Raw genomic sequence first — 19,793 nt, 5'->3', positions numbered from 1 at the left:
TTTAAAAACACCCTTTCATTAGTGGTGTTTTTTTCATTATTAGTATCTTTGTTAGTAATAAAATCCCCAATATTAATTTAGTTTTCTATCTCTAAAATGAAAAATTACAAACCAAAAAAAAGATTACCTGCACAAGCCTACATAGACGGAGTTTTAAAAGGTGATAGAGTAATTCTATCTAGAGCAATTACTATAATTGAAAGTAATTTAGAAGGCGATAAAATATTAGCAAAAGAAATTGTACAACAAATATTACCAAATTCAGGTAAATCTATTCGTATTGGTATTACAGGAGTTCCGGGTGTTGGTAAAAGTACTTTTATAGAAGTTTTCGGATTGCATTTGGTAAAGCTTGGTCATAAAGTTGCCATATTATCTATAGACCCAAGTAGTCAGCGTTCTAGAGGAAGTATTTTGGGGGATAAAACTAGAATGGAAGATTTAGCCCATTTAGAAGAAGCCTACATAAGACCTTCCGCCTCTGGCGATACTCTAGGTGGTGTTTCTAATAAAACGGGTGAAACTATGTTGCTTTGTGAAGCCGCTGGTTACGATGTTATTTTAATTGAAACCGTTGGTGTTGGTCAGTCTGAAACTGCTGTACACGGCATGACTGATTTCTTTTTACTTTTAATGCTTGCTGGTGCCGGTGATGAGTTGCAAGGAATTAAAAAAGGAATCATGGAAATGGCAGATATGGTGGTCATTAATAAAGCAGATGGCGATAATATAACCATGAGTAGAATAGCAAAACGTCAATATCAAAATGCCTTACATATTTTTCCTCTAGCCGATTCTGGTTGGAGTCCTGTGGTAAGTACCGCTTCTGCGATAAAAGGGACTGGAATAGACAATGTTTGGGATGAAGTTTTAAACTTTAAAAAGTTAGTTGATGAGAATGGGTATTTCATAAAAAACAGAAACCATCAACAAATAAAATGGATGTATAACAATATTAATGAAGAATTGAAACATTTATTTTATGGTTCTAAAAATATTAAAAGTGAACTCTCTACATTAGAAAAAGATATTGTTACTGCTAAAATTTCTCCGGTAAAAGCAGCGCAACAAATTATAGAAGAATTTAAAAACTCTTTTAAAAATAGCTAAAAATTCATGAACCTTTAAAAATTGTAAAATGATATTTGATAATTATTTTGACAGACAATTTGAACTAAGGTATTTTGAAATGAATAAATTAGGGTCGGCAACACCAACAATAATGCTGGCTTTGTTAGAAGAAACTGCTGCAGATCATACTCATTCTATAGGATATAATTTATTTGATCTTTTAGATGAAAATATTGGTTGGATTTTAGTTTCCGGTAAATTACAAATGGATCGCTATCCTAGTTACAAAGAAAAAATCACCATTAGAACCTGGTTATCAAGCTACTCTTCTATTAAAGGCTATCGAGAAAATATTATTTTTGATGAACACCATAACATCATAGGTCGCGCTAAAGGTTTGTGGGTGTTTTTTGATATTGAAAAAAGAAGACCAATTCCTATTTTTAATGAAATTAAAGAAAAGTGGTCTTACTTTAATAAAGAAGCAATTTATACTGATATCAAGAAAAAAATTGAGCCCTTAGATTTTGCTGATTATACGAATCACTTTAGAGTGAATCGGTACGATACGGATATGAATAAACACGTAAATAATATCAGATATTTACAATGGGTTATTGAATCGATTCCGGAGGATATTACAGATAATTACTTTTTACATGAAATTGATGGTCGTTTTATTACTGAAGCCCAATATGGAGATACCGTTTTATCTTTAACAAAAGAACTGGAAACAAAGAATTCTTTTGCACATACTATAAAAATTGAAGGGAGTAATAGAGTTTGTGCCTCCGCCAAAACTATTTGGAAAGCGTATTAAATCTAATACATTTATAATTCTCGAAAACGCTCAGATTGACACAATTATTTTTTAGTTATTCTTTCTCTAATATCTGTCTTCCATATTAGTTATTGTTGATTCTTGAATAGGAGTTTCAATACTAAAATAACGGCTAAATTTCTTTTGAATTTATCCAAACTGATAATTAAAATTAGCGAACCTATTTCGAATTATACATACTTAACTTAAAAAGTAACATAAACTTAACTTAGCTATGTTTTAATAATATAAAGCTCCCTTGGGAGATACCTAAACTAAACCTATAACAATACTAAAATAGTTGTATTAATAAATAGATAGTCTTTTTTCTTTATTGTATTTTAATCATTCCAATGCTTATTCACAATAGCCTGAATCTCTGAGTAATCCTTATCGGTTTCATTTAATTCAATTCTTTGCTCTTTTAATTCTTCCTTAAGTTTAGCAATGATTTCTTTGTACTTAGGATCATTGTAGCGGTTGTGCAATTCTTCAGGATCATTTTTAAGGTCATAAAATTCCCAAGTATGTGGAGTTTCTTTATCAACGCCCACATAACTTTTTGCCCAATAGTGTTTCGAAAATTCAGATTCAGGTAAGTAGTGTTTTCCATAATAGAAAATAAGCTTATAATCATTAGATCTTACTCCAAAGTGAGCAGGAACATAGTGGTGAATAATATGCATCCAATATCTATAATAGGTTGTAGTTCTCCAATCTTCTTCCTCTTTTTCTTGAAGGGTATTAATGAAACTTTTCCCTTGCATGTAATCAGGTGTTTTCCCTCCTGCCAATTCAATCATAGTTGGCGCAAAATCTGTATTGTTTATTAAAAGGTCAGAAACACGTTTTGGTTTTATCATTTTTGGGTAGTGCATAATATATGGCATGCGCATAGATTCCTCATACATCCAACGTTTATCTTGTAAATCATGTTCCCCCAACATCATCCCTTGATCTCCAGTATAAATAATAACGGTATTTTCCCAAAGTCCTTCTGCTTTTAAGTAATCTACTAAACGGCCAATATTGTCGTCAACACCTTTTACACAACGCAAATACATTTTCATATAATTTTGATACGCCACATGAGCAGATTCTTGTCCTTGTAACGAGTCTTTATGAAATTCGTGATTGTAATTTCTGTTCTTATTTCTATCGGAAATAGAGGCGCCAATATAACTTCTAAGCGAATCGTTAGCTCCTCGTGTTCCTTCAGAGCCCCAGTTTGGTTGATAATATAAACTAGAAGGTTCAGGGATTTCAGTATTTGCCAAAAAGTCTTCGTATCGAGGTGCATATTCAAAATACGCATGCGGTGCTTTAAAGTGATGCATTATAAAAAATGGCTTTGTTGTATCGCGATCTTTTAGATAATCGATTACCAAACCTGTAATAACGTCACTAGAATGTCCTTCGCTTTTTACTTCATTATTTGGCCACTCCCCTTTCCCTTTTTCCAAAAATGAAGGGTTAAAATACTTTCCTTGGCTTGGTAATACTTTGTAATAATCAAAATTTACAGGCTCCGTTTTTAAGTGCCATTTACCAAAAACAGCAGTACTATAACCTATTTTTTTTAGTTCAATAGGAAGATATTGTTTGTCTGTATCTAATTTGTCATCTAAGTCGAGAACACCATTTGTCTGTGGATATTGACCTGTAATTATTGAGGCTCTACTTGGTGTACAAATAGAATTATTACAAAATGCATTATCAAATCGAATACCTTGATTTGCTAAATTATCGATATTTGGTGTTAAATCTAAACCTGAAAGCCTTCCGGCGTATGCCCCAATAGCATTGGTAGCATGATCATCAGACATGATGAAAATAATATTTGGTTGTTTTTTCTGAGCAAAAACACTAATACTGAAACATAGTACTACAATAACTTTTATAAACTTCATTTTACTTGTATTTTAATCGTTATTAAATTGTAATCGACAATCTAGAGTAGATTCATCAATATTTTTTTATTGAATTGCTATTTGAATTTTATTACTTAGAATTCCTTTTATAGAAGCTGTTATTGTTGCAGTTCCTATTTTATCGGTAGATCTTATAATTGCTAGAGCTGGGTAAAATCAGAAAATCAATTACCAAATTTTCACGATTACAACGTTTCAACTTGGAAAGATGATTACGGTCCAGAAGTTGCACGTACGTATATGTATTCAAATATTGAATATTTGTATCCATTCGGATATGGTTTAAGTTACACTCAATTTGAAATTCAGGATATTAAATTAGATAAAAATCGTTTGGAAGCAATGGGCGATGTACTTGTTACAGCTAAAGTTACCAATATTGGAGATAGAGACGGTGATGAAATTGTGCAAGTATATGTACGTGATAAAGAAGCTAGCCATATAGTTCCAAAGAAAGCATTAAAAGGCTTTAAGCGTATTCATATTCCGTCAGGAGAAAGTAAAACGGTTACAATTAAGCTGCCTTATGAAGCCTTTTCTCATTACGATACAAGCTTGAAAGCGTTTAAAGTAGAAGCGGGTGATTTCGAAATAATGATCGGACAGTCGAGCGAAAAAATTGTAGGTAGTAAAACCATTGCAGTTGCGGAAGGTGTAATTCCAAAAATTCGAGTGGGACAAAAGAGTGGTTATTTTAATGCTGAGGATGAAAATCGAACAAAAAAATGGGATTACTTATATGAAAAAGGTGCTTTAGAAGATGTGAAAACAAATCAGCTTGAAGATGCTTCATCTAAATATATAAGTTATGAAATTTTATTTATTGATCCAGGTGTATATGTTAACACTTGGGATGCTGAATTGTCATTTAAATCTACATCGAAGAATGCTGTATTGGAGGCTTCAATGCAGGGTGTTAAAATAAGCACCTACAAAGTGGGTAATAAAAAAACACAGTCAATTAAAATCCCTATTCCGCCAGAATACGGAAAACCAGTTAAACTGAAGCTAAAAACGTTAAAAGGAAAAATTGAACATGAGTCGATAAAAATTTTCCCTCCAGGAGGTAAAAACCCTTTTGTAATAACTAAGGTTATTGAAAATTAAAAATTAAAACAAAACCGAGCCATTAGCTCGGTTTTGTTTTTTAGTAACTCAAATTGCTTCATCTTCCTTTTAAAAATATTCCGAAGAACAGCTAACTCTTTTTTTTGTATTTCAAATCTGTTCTTGATGCGAAATATAATGTGTTTGGGCTTTCAATAAAAAGTAGGACAATTTTTCTAAGACCTATGCTACAAATTTTAAGTTATTAAATTCTTGTTCCATTTCAATTGGAATTTTATAATCCAAAGAAGAATGTAATCGTTTTCTATTGTACCAAATTTCTATATATTCAAATTTGGATGATTTGGACTGTAAAACCCCAATACTTTTACAGTATTGGGATTTTCAATATGAATAAATAAACAGCTTATTTTCGAAAACTGTTATTTTACAATTTTCCCATTCAAATAAATACCTGTTTCCATCTCTGTTTTTTGCACAATCCCCTCCCCTGCAAAGCAACAACGTAGTGCTTGCGCTGCAAACTGATTTGCCAAATTTTCATCAGCATCACTTTTAACCAAGATTCGAGTTACTACATCAGTCATCTCTCCGGACATAGTTGGTGTCATAAAATTGTTTTCTCGGTAATTAAACTGATGCTCAACAGCAAAATCATCAATTTTAACGCCTTTTTTCTGGAAGTACATCATATTCGGAGTCAATTGACTCATTAAACAAAATGAGGTTCCTAACGTAAAATACTCTCTTGAAGTAGGTGCTGCATTTACACCTTTGTAACCGCGGCTATCATCAGCATATAGTTCCCATGTTTCGTAGTGTGCAGTTAACGATTTTGCTCTTAATCTATGTAAATATGGGCGCTCTGCATCGTGTGCAGATTCTGCAATACCAACTTCAGAAAAACGCATTTCTTTTGGAAAATTATTCATATCCATATCAAGATCTTCTGTTACTTTTATTGTTTGTAATTGTAACGCTGGAGTTGTATTTGTAATAGTACGACCATTATCTACAGAAACTGGCGAAGAAATTTGTCCTGGCTTAGCTGCTTTTCCGTCCCAATCATCGCCATTAATAATAAAAGCTGCGTCAATAGCTGTCTTGTTAGCCAATGATTCTCCAATAGACCAGGCTCTAATAGACATTTTCTTTAGCTCTTTAATTTTTTCTATTGGTTCGTCACTTTTTATAATAATATTGGTGACTACTTTGTCAGTATATCCCGACCATTTATCAGTCATAATATCGCTCCATCTAAAAAAGAATTCTGTTTCTACTTTTACATCTTCTACGTCTAAGCCCATTATCTGTATACTTCTTTCAACTTGGGTTAATAAGTCTGAAGCTGCGCCAGCCGTAAAATATGTTAATGGATTTGGTGCACTCTGAGGATTACCACCTTCATCACTTGTCATTTGCCATGCGCTAAAATCTGCTTCACCTACAGTTGTTACTACACCCTTTTTTAAGAAGGGCTTTTCTTTATTCAAAACTCTTTTTGCCGAAGTCACAACATTCTCGCTAATAGCACCATTTACAGGTGTTGCTTTTGTAGGATAAAATGTTGTAGGTTGGTTAAAATTATCTACTCTTTTTACTACTGAATAATTTTCTTGTGCATAATTTGTTCCAACACCAGTTAAAAGAACAGTTAACATTACAATTGATTTTACATTTTTACTTGTTTTCATTTTTATGTTTTTTAAATTAAAATATTTATTTTTTAACTTTTGAAATATGATACTACAAAGGTGCAATGAAAACAAACCAATGGAAAGGTTAATAAAAGAGACGCTATGGTAAATGTATAACCTCGCTTAAATTTCATTATAAAAAGTTAGGGAGTATATCTTTTTATGAATTGATAAAAAAGGCTATCTAAAATGATGTTTTTAGATAGCCTTATTATGATGTTTTTATAAATAAAGACAACTATATTTAAAGAAAAAAAGTATAAATTTTCCAATTAAATTAACTTACACTTATCTTTTTAACTGTTAAATTTAAATGATAATACGAGATTATACCAACTATAATATTTGCAATAAATCCAGCCCAAAACACACCGTTAATTCCAAACATTTTTGCTCCTACCCAAGCTAATGGCGCATACAAAACGACCATTCTAATTAAAGAAAAAACCGCTGACGGATAGGGTTTATTAATGCCATTATAACTTGAAGTACTTAAGATAACCACACCCTGCAATCCATAACTTGCGCCAATTATATAAAAATATTTTTCAGTAATTTCAATAACTTCTACATTATCTGTAAAAACTGAAGCAATACTACTACCAAAAAGTACTAAAAGACCAAAAACGACACCTCCCCAAATTAAAGAAAATATCATGGCGTAATTGAGAGATGTAAAAATTCTTTGAAATTTATGTTTACTTATGTTTTGACCAACAAAAATAATTAATACAGAACCAAGTGACATAATAACCATAAGCGCAAACATTTCAACTCTAGAAGCAACACCAAATGCTGCAACTGCTTCTTTGCCATAACTTGAAATAATTTTTGTTATAAAGCCAATTGAAATTGGTGTAATAAGTAAACTTATAGATGCTGGAATTGCCACATAAATTAATGCTTTCCAAGTAGCTTTAATATCCTTAAATTCACCTAAATGAAAGGTTAACAAATTTTCTCTTTTAATTAAAACAATAAGTATAAATATCAAACTTATACTTCTAGAAATTACGGTTGCTAATGCTGCTCCTTCAATTCCCATTTTTGGAAATGGTCCGTAACCAAAAATAAGTAAAGGATCTAATATACCATTTACCACCCCTGAAGTAATCATTAACAACCCTGGTAAACGTGTATCTCCAGTAGCTCTCACAATATTATTACCAATCATAGGTATTGTAACAAACGGAACACCTAAAAACCAAATGGTCATATAATCAACAATGTAAGGCATAATTTCTGGTCCTGCCCCTAAAGCTTTAAATATGGGTTCAATGGTATTTAAACCAACTATTACGAAAAAAATAACAATAGTAATACCCAATAAAATTGCTCTACTGGCCATTACTTTTACTTTTTCTCGATCTGCTGTAATGATATTACGTGAAATTAATGAGCTTGTTCCAATTCCGACTCCCATAGAAAGTCCATTTAGAAACATTATTACAGGAAAAGCAAAACTTATTGCTGCCAATTGTTGCACTCCTAAAAGTCCTATAAAGTAAGTGTCTATTATTGTGAATATAACCATACCTAACATTCCAAGAGTCATTGGCCACGTTAAATTGAACAATTGCTTACCAATATTACCCTCTGTTAAGTTCTTATTTATTTTTTTTGACATTCTTTATTCGTTTATTTTGTCTTTTTTTAATAAGGCTTATTTTGTACCAACTACTGGAGCCTTTTTAATCCATTCTCTATTTGTAATTTCAGTTAACATAAACTCGGATAATTGATTTACATCAACATCCATCCCAATAAATTTAGTTTCATCGGCAACAAACTTACCTTCTACTTTTTCTTTAATCATAGGCGGGCGAATATTTGTCCAATCTAAATTGCTCTGCGAAAGCAATTCTAGTTCTCTATCTTTAATGCTGATGAGTGATTTAGATTTCGACTTTATCATTACCCGCAAAAGTTTGCGTGTTAGTGGTAAATTTTCGTTTGGGATTTTTACTCCTGCTCCAGAAATACTTATAAAACGAGTCTGTTTATTATCTTGCATTTGTTTGATAATGTACTTCAAAGAGTTTATGTAATTTTCTTCATCGTCAGTTGTAAGTTTACCATTTATAGGTGGTCCAATAGTTGAAAGTATAACATCAGATCCTTCCAAGACATTTTGTAGTTTATTTGTATCGAAATAATTCCCTTCAATGACTTCAATTGCATGATCAAAATCTTTTAGTTTTTCTTTGTTTCGGACTAACACCTTCACCTTAATCCCTTCATTAACCGCTTTTTTTAATAGGTTCTTTCCCAATATACCAGTTGCGCCTAAAATTGTTATTTGTTTCATTATTACTACATTTAAAATATTACACTGCAAAAGTGCAGTGAATACAAAATATAATAAAGGTTAATAAAAGAGAAGTAATGGTAAATAAATAACCTAAGTTAAAGTTTTCCGGAATTCCACAGGTGTTAATTTAATATGTTTTTTAAAATATTTAAGGAAGTTGGTTGGTTCATCAAAACCTAAAATAAAGGCTATTTCTTTTACGGATAGTGAAGTAGAAACTAACAATCTCTTCGCTTCCAGAATTACATAATTATCAATAAATGCCTTTGCTGTGGTATTTACAACACCTTTACAGACCTCATTTAAATGTTTATAGGAGATAGCTATATCTGAAGCATACACTTTGGCATCTCTTGTTTTAGAAAAGTTCTTTTCAACTAAAAGTCTAAAATTATTAAAGTAATCTAAATATTTATTATCTACAGAAATTGCAGCTAAACGGGTATTTTCTTCATTTAACTTAAGTAGGTAGACACTTAATATGGAAGCTATAATATTTGGCAATGAGGATGAATTACTTTTCAACTCATTTTGAAGTACTCTAAGTAAAATTTGATTTCGGTCTGGGTTATTAATTTTCTCTTGTGCTAAAAAATAATTATACAAATGGTTAATTTGAGCTATGGTTGACTGTGCCATATATTTATGCATAAAAGCTTCAGAAAAAACTACCAAATAACCTTTGTATACAGAAAATTCATCAAAAGCATGTGTCTGTCCTTTTGAAAGAACCATTACATCATCCTTTTTAAGAGAATGAACTTTAAAATCGACAATATGATTAACTTCACCATCGGTAATTATTAGAATGGCATAAAAATTTAATCGATGTGGCAAATAAGGACTATGATCTTTAGGTTTTAAATCATCCGTAATTAACTCTTCCAAATTAAAAAATTGAAATTCTTTAATTTGTAACACTTTGTTTTTCCAAAAGCTTATTTCCGGAATATTTTTCATGGAGATAGTTTATTCAATTGATGATTTATCAAACATTATAAATTTAAGATAAAAAAACTAAATAAAAAGCCCGAACATTAAAAATGTTCGGGCTTTTATATATTCATAATTTAAAACTTATTCTTGCTCTAAATATTTTTCCATTATTGTAATTGCAGATTCAGAAATTACAGTACCAGGACCAAAAATGGCTGCTACTTTTCTTTCTAATAAATAATCATAATCTTGCGCAGGGATAACTCCACCTGCAAAAACCATAATATCTGGTCTTCCTAATTTTTCTAATTCACCAATTAATTGAGGAATTAAAGTTTTATGACCAGCCGCTAAACTAGAGGCACCTACAAAATGCACATCGTTTTCAACAGCTTGTTTTGCAACTTCTTCTGGAGTTTGAAATAAACCTCCCATATCTACATCAAAACCTAAATCTGCAAAACTAGAAGCCACAACTTTTGCGCCTCTATCATGCCCATCTTGACCCATTTTTGCAATCATAACTCTTGGTCTACGACCTTCTATTTCTGCAAATTTATCAGTCATTTTTTGCGCTTTTGCAAACGTACTATCGTTATTTACTTCTTTACCGTACACACCACTTATTAATTTAGTATCCGCTTTATGTCTTCCAAAATGAACCTCTAAAGCATCAGAAATTTCACCCAATGTAGCAAAATTTTCCGCAGCAATAACTGCCAATTCTAATAAATTCCCTTTTCCTGTTCCTGCACAATCTTCTAACGCTTTTAAATTAGCAGCAACCAAATCAGAATTACGTTCGGCTTTCATTTTATTTAAACGAGCAATTTGAGAATCTCTAACTACTGTATTGTCAACATCTAAGATTTCAATGTTTGTTTTTTCTTTCGTTTTAAATTTGTTTACTCCTACTAAAATATCTTGACCAGAATCTAAACGTGCTTGTTTACGAGCAGAAGCTTCCTCAATACGTAATTTTGGAACTCCGGTTTCAATAGCTTTTGCCATTCCTCCAAGCTCTTCAACCTCTTCAATTAATTTCCAAGCTTTCTTCGCAATTTCTTGCGTTAAATACTCAACATAATAAGAACCTGCCCAAGGATCAACAGATTTTGTCATCTGTGTTTCATCTTGAATAAAAATTTGCGTGTTACGTGCAATTCTAGCAGAGAAATCAGTAGGTAAAGCAATCGCTTCATCTAATGCATTTGTGTGCAAAGATTGCGTTCCTCCTAACGTTGCCGCCATTGCCTCTATACAAGTACGAGATACGTTGTTAAAAGGATCTTGCTCACTTAAACTCCATCCAGAAGTTTGACTGTGCGTACGCAAAGCCATTGATTTTGGATTTGTTGGATTGAATGATTTTATAATTTTTGCCCATAACATACGAGCTGCACGCATCTTCGCAATTTCCATAAAGTGATTCATTCCTACTGCCCAGAAGAAAGATAAACGAGGCGCAAATTCATCAATTTTTAAACCAGATTTCAATCCGGTTCTAATGTATTCCATTCCATCGGCTAAAGTATACGCTAATTCAATATCTGCAGTTGCACCCGCTTCTTGCATGTGGTAACCAGAAATAGAAATTGAGTTAAACTTCGGCATATTCTTCGTGGTGTAATCAAAGATATCACCAATAATCTTCATAGAAGGTAATGGTGGATAAATGTATGTATTACGCACCATAAATTCTTTTAAAATATCATTCTGAATAGTTCCAGAAAGTTTATCTAAAGAAACACCTTGTTTTCTTGCGGCTGCAATATAAAAAGCCATAATTGGCAATACTGCACCATTCATTGTCATAGAAACAGACATTTTATCTAACGGAATTTGATCGAACAAAATCTCCATATCTAAAATAGAATCTATGGCAACACCTGCTTTACCAACATCTCCCGTTACACGAGGATGATCTGAATCGTAACCACGGTGTGTGGCTAAATCAAACGCAACTGAAAGTCCTTTTTGACCCGCAGCCAAATTTCTTCTGTAAAATGCGTTTGATTCTTCTGCTGTAGAAAAACCTGCATATTGACGAATCGTCCAAGGACGCATGGCATACATGGCACTATATGGACCTCTTAAAAAAGGAGGCACACCAGCAGCAAAGCCTAAATGTTCCGCCTCTGCAATATCTTCTTTTGTAAATTGTTTTTTTACTGGGATTCCTTCAGGAGTATTCCAAACATCTTGATTCTCTGAAGTTGCAACTGTTTGCTTAACAGCTGAATTTAATTTTATATCTGAAAAATCTGGTTTCATACTTCTTAAGATTTTAAGGTTTTTTGAACTTTTTTCTGAATTGCTGACAGTGAAACAAGAACATCTGTTCTCATATTAACAACACCATCTAAACCTAATTCAGTTAGTTCGTCCATATTTTTAGGTGCACCTGCTAATAGTAATACTTTATCAGTATTTATAGCTCTAAATGCTTTTATAAAGTCTATTGCTGTTTCATCATAATCTTGATCTGAACTACAAATAACAACTACATGTGCAGCTGATTTTGCACTTTCTTTAGCAGCAACTTCTGCATTTTCAAAACTTTCTTCTTGATGCACATCAAAACCACTAACACCAATAAAATCGTAAGCAAAAGCAGCTCTCGCTTTACGCATTGTTAAATTTCCATAACTAGCTAACTGTACAATTGGTCTTACATTAGTGCTTGCCACTAATTCTTCTGTAACTCTACGCATTGCCTCAATTTCTAAAGAAGCCCTTCTTGGAGTTAATACTTTAGGATTGTCTACAGCACTTTCAGATAGTAATTTCGCATCCACTTTTTCCATAAGGTTAGGGTATTTGTTAATACCTACCATTGGAGTTCTGCGCTGGCTAATCAGTTTTAATTTTTTAAGACGAATTTCGGCAATTTGTTGTTGAATCGTTTCGTTTTCAAAATTAGCATAGAAACCACCATCAGCTTCAATAGCCTTAAATAACTCTAATGCTTTTTCTGCAATTTTAGAACTTACTTCTTCAATATAATAAGAACCATCCACCGGATTTGAAACTTTACCAAAGTAAGATTCTTCTTTTAAAATTGTTGTTATGTTTCCGGCTATTCTGCTAGAAAAATCAGAAGCGCTTTTAAACTCTTTATCGTAAGCATCAATTAAAACACCATCTACATTCCCTAATATTGCAGCCATTGCTTCTGTAGTACAACGTAATAAATTAGTTTCTGCATCTGTAACAGATTTACTCCAAATAGATGTTTTTGCGGTAATCGTATTCGAAAAATCTGCAAGTTGATATTTAGCAGCAACTTCCGCTAATAAATTATTGAATGCTCTAAATTTACCAATCTCCACAAAATACTCTAATCCAATTGCTAAATTGAAATTTAGATTGTTGAAAACATCTTGAACAGCAATTCCTTTTTCTTTTAATTTTTCTGTTAAGAAAACCAAAGAACTTAAAGTATATGCAATTTCTTGCACTTGATTTGCACCAGAGTCTAAATATTCTGTTCCAGAAATAGTGATTGCTTTAAAGTTAGGAAATTCTTCCGTTAATTTTACTAACTCAGCAGTAACGTCCACAAGGTTTTCATTAAAAGCACCTGTTGTTACGTAACCAGAAATTAGGTTTGTATCAATATATCCTTTTAAGTTTTTACCTTTTGCAAAAGCAACTAAATCCTTTGTAAAAGAAATAACATTATTAAATAATTTAAACGAAACTGTAATTTTGTCTAAATCTATATCCTTTAAAAGTTCTTCTACAGGTACGGTTGTTATCATCTGAAAAAGGATACCATTAATACCTTCTTCAATAGCTTTTAAGGCTAAATCATTTCCAGATTTCCCACAACAAGCTGCTATACTTCTATAGTTTACTAAAGATTGTGAGTTTTCTCCTGTGTTTTTTAGCTGTGTAATTGAATTTTCAAGATTATAGCAAGGTTGAAAATTGATTCCTGTAAGATTTTTCCATACTAGTTTTCTATCAAAATCAGTCCCTTTTAAATCTACTGTAACTCTTTCCATCCACTGCTCGGTAGAAACCGAAGGGAATTCAGAAAAGAGTTTTTTATTTTTATCACTCATTATATATGAATTTATTTAATATAAGAATTTAAAGTTCTTAAAATTACAAAATTTAAGAACTCTAAACTCAAAAAATTATTTTATCATTAAACTACTTCCGAATCTTTCAAAAATAGCTTTATCTAATTCTTCTCTATGGTCTGGATGTGCAATATCTCTTAATGCTTGAGCACGTTGTTTTAAGTTTCTACCAAATAGTTCTGCAATACCAAACTCTGTTGCTACAAATCTAGCATGTGCACGAGTAGTTACTACACCTGCTCCCACTTTTAACGTTGGTGTTATTTTAGAAACACCTTTAGAAGTTGTAGAAGTAATTGCACAAATTGGTTTTCCGCCTTCTGATAATGCCGCTCCACGCATAAAGTCCATTTGACCACCAACACCAGAAAACATTCTTTGACCTATAGAATCTGCACAAATTTGACCAGTTAAATCTACTTCTATAGCAGAATTAATTGCTGTTACTTTTGGGTTTTGACGAATAACAGACGTGTCATTTACGTATGCAATATCATTCATTTCAATTTCTGGATTGTCATCCATAAAATCATATAAACGACGCGTACCCATTGCAAACCCTGAAACTATTTTATAAGGATTTGTTTTCTTTTTAGAACCATTTACAACCCCATTTTTTACTAAATCTACAATACCTTCAGAAAACATTTCTGTATGTATTCCTAAATTTTTATGGTTATGTAAAAATGTTAAAACAGCATTTGGAATACCACCAATTCCCATTTGAAGTGTGGCTCCATCATCTATAATTGCAGCAATATTTTTACCAATCGCTTTTTCAATATCGTTGGGTTCAACAAATTTCATTTCGTATATTTCTTCTGAAATTTCAACACAAGCATCAAAATGTTTCAAATGTATCTGTGCATCACCAAAAGTACGAGGCATACGAGGATTAATTTGAGCAATTACTTTTTTTCCATGTTCTAAACCAGAAATAACAATATCAACAGAAACTCCTAATGAGCAAAAACCGTGTTTATCTGGAGGTGATACGTTTACCATTACAACATCTAAATTCATATATCCTTCACGGAATAAACTTGGTATTTCACTTAAAAAAACAGGAATATAATCTACTGTATTTCCAACCATTTTTCTAACGTTCCCTCCAATAAAAAAAGCATTGGTATGAAAACTTTCTCTTAATTCTGGAGCAATATATCCACATGCTCCTTCTGTATGTAAATGTACAATTTCAACACTTCTTAATTCTGGAGCTCTAGCAACCATAGCATTTATTAATGCTTGTGGGGTTGCAGAACCTCCTTGTATTAAAACTCTATCTCCAGATTTTATTAGTTTAACAGCTTCTTGAGCTGACATTTTATTTGGTATTTTCATTTTATCAAAATTTAAAAATTGTTGTATTTGTTCATTTACATATTTATAAGAACCTCTATTTATCCTAAGAAACTTAAAATAATACCTGCAGCAATAGCAGACCCTATAACACCAGCTACATTTGGTGCCATGGCGTGCATTAACAAGTAGTTACTAGGATCAGATTTTAGACCTTCTGTATGCACAACACGTGCACTATCTGGAACAGCAGATACACCTGCCGCACCAATTAAAGGGTTTATTTTATTACCTTCTTTTAAGAATCTATTCATAAATTTAGCAAATAATAAACCTCCACAAGTTGCTATCACAAACGATATGGCTCCTAAACCAAATATTAATAAGGAATCTTTGGTGATAAAAATATCTGCCTGAGTTGAAGCCCCTACAGTAACCCCTAATAAAATAGTTACAATATCAATTAATTTAGTTCTTGCAGTATCTGCTAATCTTTCTGTTCTTCCAGATTCTTTTAACAAATTACCAAAAAATAACATTCCTAATAATGGTAATGCACTTGGAGATATAAACGTGGTTAAAATTAAAGCTACCACAGGAAAAATCATTTTTTCTTTTTGAGTTACCGCTCTTGGTGGTTTCATTTTAATTTTTCTATCCTCTTTAGAGATTAACATTCTCATTAAAGGAGGTTGAATTACAGGAACCAAAGCCATATAAGAATAGGCAGCAATAGCAATTGGACCAATTAGATTTTTCACTGTTGTACCATCTGCTAATACATTAACTCCATTTGCTAATTTTGATGAAAGGAAAATAGCTGTTGGTCCATCGGCTCCACCTATAATACCAATTGCACCTGCTTCTGGAAGGTTAAAACCTAAATACAAAGCTCCCATAAAGGTAGCAAAAACACCAATTTGTGCAGCTGCACCTAATAGCATTAGCTTTGGGTTTGCAATTAAAGAAGAGAAATCTGTCATTGCTCCAATTCCTAAGAATATTAACGGCGGGTAAATACCTTTTACCACCCCGAAATATAGAAAGTTTAATACAGATCCTGTTTCGTAAATACCCGTTTGATTTCCGGCTACAAAAGGAATATTTCCTATAATAACTCCTGCACCTATGGGTATCAGCAGTAAGGGCTCATAATCAAATTTAATACCTAAGTAGATAAATATAATTCCGATGATTATCATTATTATATTTCCAGACGTTGCATTTGCAAACCCTGTATAACCATAAAACTTTTTGATTCCTCTAAAAGCTCCATCAAAAACACCCTCATGTTGTGGTGCCGCATCTACTTGCGATGTAGTAACAGTGGAACTATTTAAGGTGTCGTTTGCACTTGAATTTGTGCTAAATCCTAATACTGGTCTAATAAAGATCAATAATGATAAAACACAAAATATTAAAATTACTTTTTTCATGTTTCGTGTTTTATTCTAGTTCTATCATTAATTCATCATGCAACACTTGTTGGCCAACGCTAATTTTTATAGCTGTAATGGTACCTGCTTTTTCACAGACAATACTATTTTCCATTTTCATAGCTTCTAAAACAAGCATTCTATCACCTACTTTAAGTGTATCACCCACTTTTACATCAATAGATAATACAACTCCCGGAATAGGAGCTACAATTCTTGTTTTAGCAGATTTTGGATTTACTTGTAAAGGTGCCGCTGGTTGTTTTGAGGCTGCACGAACCAACGTAGGAGTTTTTGTTTTTTTAATCTCCTGTTGCATTTTCACTTCGTATAAAGTACCATTAACTTCTAAGTTAATAATATTGTCTTCATGCGATTTTATATTAACGGTATAACCGTTTTCGTTTACTTTAAATTTATAGCTTTTCATTTGTTATAATCTATTTTGAATTCCGTAAATTTTAGAACTCCAAGGTGAATATGATTTTTTAACTTGTTTAATTGTTAAAATTGCGCTTTCATGGTCATGCTGTTCACTTGTGTACATGTGCACCGCTGCTCCTATCACCGCAGATATTTCTCCAGTAAAGTCTTTATCTCCTTTTACCTTAATTTCACTAACTTTTTTGTCCTTTCCTTTTGTAATTATTTTATATACATAAAGCATTACGGGTAAACCATAATTAAAAACCAACGCGAGCAAAACTAACGCACTAAAAACGATGAACAATCCAGTAAATAAGATAACGTATCCTTCACTTATAGTCTCTGTATTTAATAGTAAGTATGTCATTATAATGGAATGTTTGAGTGTTTTTTAGGAGGGTTTACATCTTTTTTATTTTGAAGCAATTCTAAAGCTCTAATAATTCTGAAACGAGTGTTTCTTGGCTCAATTACATCATCAATAAACCCGTATTTTGCGGCCATGTATGGATTTGCAAACTTTTCTGTGTATTCATCCTCTTTTTTCTGAATGTACTCTAGTTTTTCTTCGGCATCTTCAATTTTTCTAATATTAGAACCTTCTAAAACTTCTACAGCTCCCTTAGCTCCCATTACGGCAATTTCTGCAGTTGGCCATGCATAATTTACATCTCCTCGTAATTGTTTACAACTCATAACATCATGCGCACCACCATAAGATTTACGCAAAGTAATCGTTACTTTAGGCACAGTTGCTTCTCCGTAAGCGAATAATAATTTTGCTCCGTGTAAAATAATTCCTCCGTATTCTTGACCTGTTCCTGGTAAGAAACCTGGTACATCAACCAATGTTACAATTGCAATATTGAAAGCATCACAAAAACGAACAAAACGAGCCGCTTTTCTTGAAGCATCAATGTCTAAAACACCTGCATAAAATTTTGGTTGATTGGCTACAATACCAACAGGACGACCATTAAACCTAGCAAAACCTACACAAATATTTCTGGCATAATTTCTATGAACTTCTGTAAACTCTCCGTTATCTGCAAGTATTGAAATTACATCTACAATATCATAAGGTTGATTTGGGTTTTCTGGAATAATTTCATTTAAGGCATCTTCTAATCTATCAATAGGGTCATTACAAGCAAGTATTGGCGCTTCTTCTAAATTGTTTGAAGGCAGGTAACTTAGTAACTTACGAACTAATAATAAGTTTTCCTCATCATTTGCTGCTAAGAAGTGAGATACACCAGATCTAGTTGAGTGAATTTTTGCTCCACCTAATTCTTCTGCCGTTACTACCTCACCTGTTACAGTTTGTACTACTTTTGGTCCGGTAACAAACATATAACTTGTTTCTTCCGTCATAATTGTAAAATCTGTTAATGCCGGAGAGTACACAGCACCACCAGCACAAGGTCCTAAAATTGAAGAAATTTGAGGTATTACACCAGAAGCCATAATATTTCTTTGAAAAATCTCAGCATAACCCGCTAAAGATCTTACTCCTTCTTGAATACGTGCTCCACCGGAATCATTTAATCCAATTACAGGAACTCCAATTTTCATTGCCATATCCATCACCTTACATATCTTTAATGCATAAGTTTCTGATAACGAACCTCCAAATACGGTAAAATCTTGTGCGAACACATAAACAATTCTTCCGTCTATTGTACCATGACCTGTAACCACACCATCAGAAAGATAAATTTGTTTATCCAATCCAAAAGATTTTGTTCTGTGTGTTACAAACATATCAAACTCTTCAAAACTATCTTCGTCTAAAAGAATATCGATACGCTCACGTGCTGTTAATTTACCTTTGGCGTGTTGAGAATCGATACGTTTCTCTCCTCCACCTAATTTTGCTTTTGCTCTTTTCTCTATGAGCTCATTAATTTTATCTTGGTTTGCCATTTTAATGTGTATATTTTAGCTGTAAATTATTCTTTAGAACAAAGTTCTGTAAGTACTCCTAATGTAGATTTTGGATGAAGGAACCCTATATTTAGTCCTTCAGCACCTTTCCTAGAAACTTTATCAACAAGTCTTACACCACGTTCTTCTGCTGTTTTTAATGCCTCTGTAGCATTTGGTACTGCAAAAGCAATATGATGAATACCTTGTCCTTTTTTCTCAATAAACTTACCAATAGGTCCATCTGGAGAAGTACTTTCTAGTAGTTCTATTTTTGTACCACCTACCAAAAAAAAGGCTGTCTTCACTTTTTGATCGACAACCTCTTCAATAGAATAACACTTCAATCCTAAAACTTCTTCGTAATATTTTATTGATTCCTCTAAATTTTCTACAGCAATACCTAAATGCTCTATATGTGAAATATTCATAAATTCGATATTTAATTTGTACCAAATTTAGCATACATATCGTTTTTAATATATGATAGATGTCATGTTCATAGACTTTTACGAAATTCTAAACTTTTTTTTAAATAAATACTTGTAAATTCAATGATTTTGTTAAATAATTTATCTAAAAGAATTACTAAGAATAATAATATCAATCCTATAATTTTTTTTAAAAATTGAGAAAATAACATTAGTATTTTACTTAAATTATTTATAATAGGTAGAAAATTATTATTAGGTGATTAAAATGAAGAAAGAGTTTGATATTTATACTTTATAATCTTATTACATTAAAAGTAATTCTGAATTATGTACTTAAAATAGTG

General features: G+C 32.2%; 16 protein-coding genes and 1 pseudogene. 3 read left to right on the top strand and 14 right to left on the bottom strand.

Going from position 1 to position 19,793, the window contains the following annotated elements:
- Positions 1-96: 96 nt before the first annotated feature.
- Both meaB and MPF19_RS05060 read left to right on the top strand, forming a co-directional pair.
- Positions 97-1,110 carry a methylmalonyl Co-A mutase-associated GTPase MeaB gene (gene meaB, locus MPF19_RS05065; protein WP_203392929.1) on the top strand — a complete coding sequence of 338 codons (1,014 nt, stop codon included), beginning with the start codon at positions 97-99 and terminating at the stop codon, positions 1,108-1,110.
- A 28-nt stretch (positions 1,111-1,138) separates the two neighbouring features.
- Complete coding sequence (locus MPF19_RS05060; protein ID WP_249987052.1) at positions 1,139-1,891, top strand: acyl-[acyl-carrier-protein] thioesterase; 753 nt, start codon at positions 1,139-1,141, stop codon at positions 1,889-1,891.
- Between the two features lie 341 nt (positions 1,892-2,232).
- Here MPF19_RS05060 and MPF19_RS05055 read toward each other — a convergent pair whose 3' ends face one another.
- Positions 2,233-3,801 (bottom strand): sulfatase family protein, encoded by a 1,569-nt coding sequence (locus MPF19_RS05055; RefSeq protein WP_249987051.1) that lies wholly within the window; start codon positions 3,799-3,801, stop codon positions 2,233-2,235.
- Between the two features lie 282 nt (positions 3,802-4,083).
- Here MPF19_RS05055 and MPF19_RS05050 point away from each other — a divergent pair, with 282 nt between their 5' ends.
- On the top strand, positions 4,084-4,929 hold the full coding sequence (locus tag MPF19_RS05050) for a fibronectin type III-like domain-contianing protein (protein ID WP_249987050.1): 846 nt from the start codon (positions 4,084-4,086) through the stop codon (positions 4,927-4,929).
- A 183-nt stretch (positions 4,930-5,112) separates the two neighbouring features.
- On the opposite strand, the pseudogene MPF19_RS05045 reads toward MPF19_RS05050, so the two are convergent.
- From MPF19_RS05045 to mce, 13 genes and pseudogenes are all read right to left on the bottom strand, one after another.
- A pseudogene (locus tag MPF19_RS05045) lies at positions 5,113-5,241 on the bottom strand (IS3 family transposase); the annotation flags it as partial.
- A gap of 71 nt (positions 5,242-5,312) precedes the next feature.
- Positions 5,313-6,584, bottom strand: a complete 1,272-nt coding sequence (locus MPF19_RS05040) for an OsmC family protein (RefSeq protein WP_249987049.1) — start codon at positions 6,582-6,584, stop codon at positions 5,313-5,315.
- A 280-nt stretch (positions 6,585-6,864) separates the two neighbouring features.
- Positions 6,865-8,214 (bottom strand): MATE family efflux transporter, encoded by a 1,350-nt coding sequence (locus tag MPF19_RS05035; RefSeq protein ID WP_249987048.1) that lies wholly within the window; start codon positions 8,212-8,214, stop codon positions 6,865-6,867.
- A gap of 36 nt (positions 8,215-8,250) precedes the next feature.
- On the bottom strand, positions 8,251-8,895 hold the full coding sequence (locus MPF19_RS05030) for an NAD(P)H-binding protein (RefSeq protein WP_249987047.1): 645 nt from the start codon (positions 8,893-8,895) through the stop codon (positions 8,251-8,253).
- 93 nt (positions 8,896-8,988) lie between these two features.
- Entirely contained in the window at positions 8,989-9,858 is an 870-nt protein-coding gene (locus tag MPF19_RS05025; protein WP_249987046.1) for an AraC family transcriptional regulator, read from the bottom strand.
- A gap of 117 nt (positions 9,859-9,975) precedes the next feature.
- Entirely contained in the window at positions 9,976-12,108 is a 2,133-nt protein-coding gene (gene scpA, locus MPF19_RS05020; protein ID WP_203392952.1) for a methylmalonyl-CoA mutase, read from the bottom strand.
- A 5-nt stretch (positions 12,109-12,113) separates the two neighbouring features.
- The gene (locus MPF19_RS05015) at positions 12,114-13,904 is read right to left on the bottom strand and encodes a methylmalonyl-CoA mutase family protein (RefSeq protein ID WP_249987045.1); all 1,791 of its coding nucleotides are present in this window, start codon (positions 13,902-13,904) and stop codon (positions 12,114-12,116) included.
- Positions 13,905-13,979: 75 nt separating this feature from the next.
- The gene (locus MPF19_RS05010) at positions 13,980-15,269 is read right to left on the bottom strand and encodes an acetyl-CoA hydrolase/transferase family protein (RefSeq protein WP_249987044.1); all 1,290 of its coding nucleotides are present in this window, start codon (positions 15,267-15,269) and stop codon (positions 13,980-13,982) included.
- Between the two features lie 59 nt (positions 15,270-15,328).
- The gene (locus tag MPF19_RS05005; protein WP_249987043.1) at positions 15,329-16,663 is read right to left on the bottom strand and encodes a sodium ion-translocating decarboxylase subunit beta; all 1,335 of its coding nucleotides are present in this window, start codon (positions 16,661-16,663) and stop codon (positions 15,329-15,331) included.
- A 10-nt stretch (positions 16,664-16,673) separates the two neighbouring features.
- Positions 16,674-17,093 carry a biotin/lipoyl-containing protein gene (locus MPF19_RS05000; RefSeq protein ID WP_203392956.1) on the bottom strand — a complete coding sequence of 140 codons (420 nt, stop codon included), beginning with the start codon at positions 17,091-17,093 and terminating at the stop codon, positions 16,674-16,676.
- A 3-nt stretch (positions 17,094-17,096) separates the two neighbouring features.
- The gene (locus MPF19_RS04995; RefSeq protein ID WP_203392957.1) at positions 17,097-17,456 is read right to left on the bottom strand and encodes an OadG family protein; all 360 of its coding nucleotides are present in this window, start codon (positions 17,454-17,456) and stop codon (positions 17,097-17,099) included.
- On the bottom strand, positions 17,456-19,015 hold the full coding sequence (locus MPF19_RS04990) for an acyl-CoA carboxylase subunit beta (RefSeq protein WP_203392958.1): 1,560 nt from the start codon (positions 19,013-19,015) through the stop codon (positions 17,456-17,458). Before MPF19_RS04990 ends, MPF19_RS04995 begins: the two co-directional genes overlap by 1 nt.
- A gap of 26 nt (positions 19,016-19,041) precedes the next feature.
- Complete coding sequence (gene mce, locus MPF19_RS04985; protein WP_203392959.1) at positions 19,042-19,446, bottom strand: methylmalonyl-CoA epimerase; 405 nt, start codon at positions 19,444-19,446, stop codon at positions 19,042-19,044.
- Positions 19,447-19,793 lie beyond the last annotated feature (347 nt).

Origin of the sequence: Polaribacter sp. Z014, from assembly GCF_023555435.1 — a bacterium.
Taxonomy (GTDB): Bacteria; Bacteroidota; Bacteroidia; order Flavobacteriales; family Flavobacteriaceae; genus Polaribacter.
This window is presented reverse-complemented; position numbering and strand designations above follow the sequence as displayed.

Coding starts and splice junctions, on each gene's coding strand:
- meaB (WP_203392929.1), top strand. CDS start 97: ATGAAAAATTACAAACCAAAAAAAAGATTACCTGCACAAGCCTACATA.
- MPF19_RS05060 (WP_249987052.1), top strand. CDS start 1,139: ATGATATTTGATAATTATTTTGACAGACAATTTGAACTAAGGTATTTT.
- MPF19_RS05055 (WP_249987051.1), bottom strand. CDS start 3,801: ATGAAGTTTATAAAAGTTATTGTAGTACTATGTTTCAGTATTAGTGTT.
- MPF19_RS05040 (WP_249987049.1), bottom strand. CDS start 6,584: ATGAAAACAAGTAAAAATGTAAAATCAATTGTAATGTTAACTGTTCTT.
- MPF19_RS05035 (WP_249987048.1), bottom strand. CDS start 8,214: ATGTCAAAAAAAATAAATAAGAACTTAACAGAGGGTAATATTGGTAAG.
- MPF19_RS05030 (WP_249987047.1), bottom strand. CDS start 8,895: ATGAAACAAATAACAATTTTAGGCGCAACTGGTATATTGGGAAAGAAC.
- MPF19_RS05025 (WP_249987046.1), bottom strand. CDS start 9,858: ATGAAAAATATTCCGGAAATAAGCTTTTGGAAAAACAAAGTGTTACAA.
- scpA (WP_203392952.1), bottom strand. CDS start 12,108: ATGAAACCAGATTTTTCAGATATAAAATTAAATTCAGCTGTTAAGCAA.
- MPF19_RS05015 (WP_249987045.1), bottom strand. CDS start 13,904: ATGAGTGATAAAAATAAAAAACTCTTTTCTGAATTCCCTTCGGTTTCT.
- MPF19_RS05010 (WP_249987044.1), bottom strand. CDS start 15,269: ATGAAAATACCAAATAAAATGTCAGCTCAAGAAGCTGTTAAACTAATA.
- MPF19_RS05005 (WP_249987043.1), bottom strand. CDS start 16,663: ATGAAAAAAGTAATTTTAATATTTTGTGTTTTATCATTATTGATCTTT.
- MPF19_RS05000 (WP_203392956.1), bottom strand. CDS start 17,093: ATGAAAAGCTATAAATTTAAAGTAAACGAAAACGGTTATACCGTTAAT.
- MPF19_RS04995 (WP_203392957.1), bottom strand. CDS start 17,456: ATGACATACTTACTATTAAATACAGAGACTATAAGTGAAGGATACGTT.
- MPF19_RS04990 (WP_203392958.1), bottom strand. CDS start 19,015: ATGGCAAACCAAGATAAAATTAATGAGCTCATAGAGAAAAGAGCAAAA.
- mce (WP_203392959.1), bottom strand. CDS start 19,446: ATGAATATTTCACATATAGAGCATTTAGGTATTGCTGTAGAAAATTTA.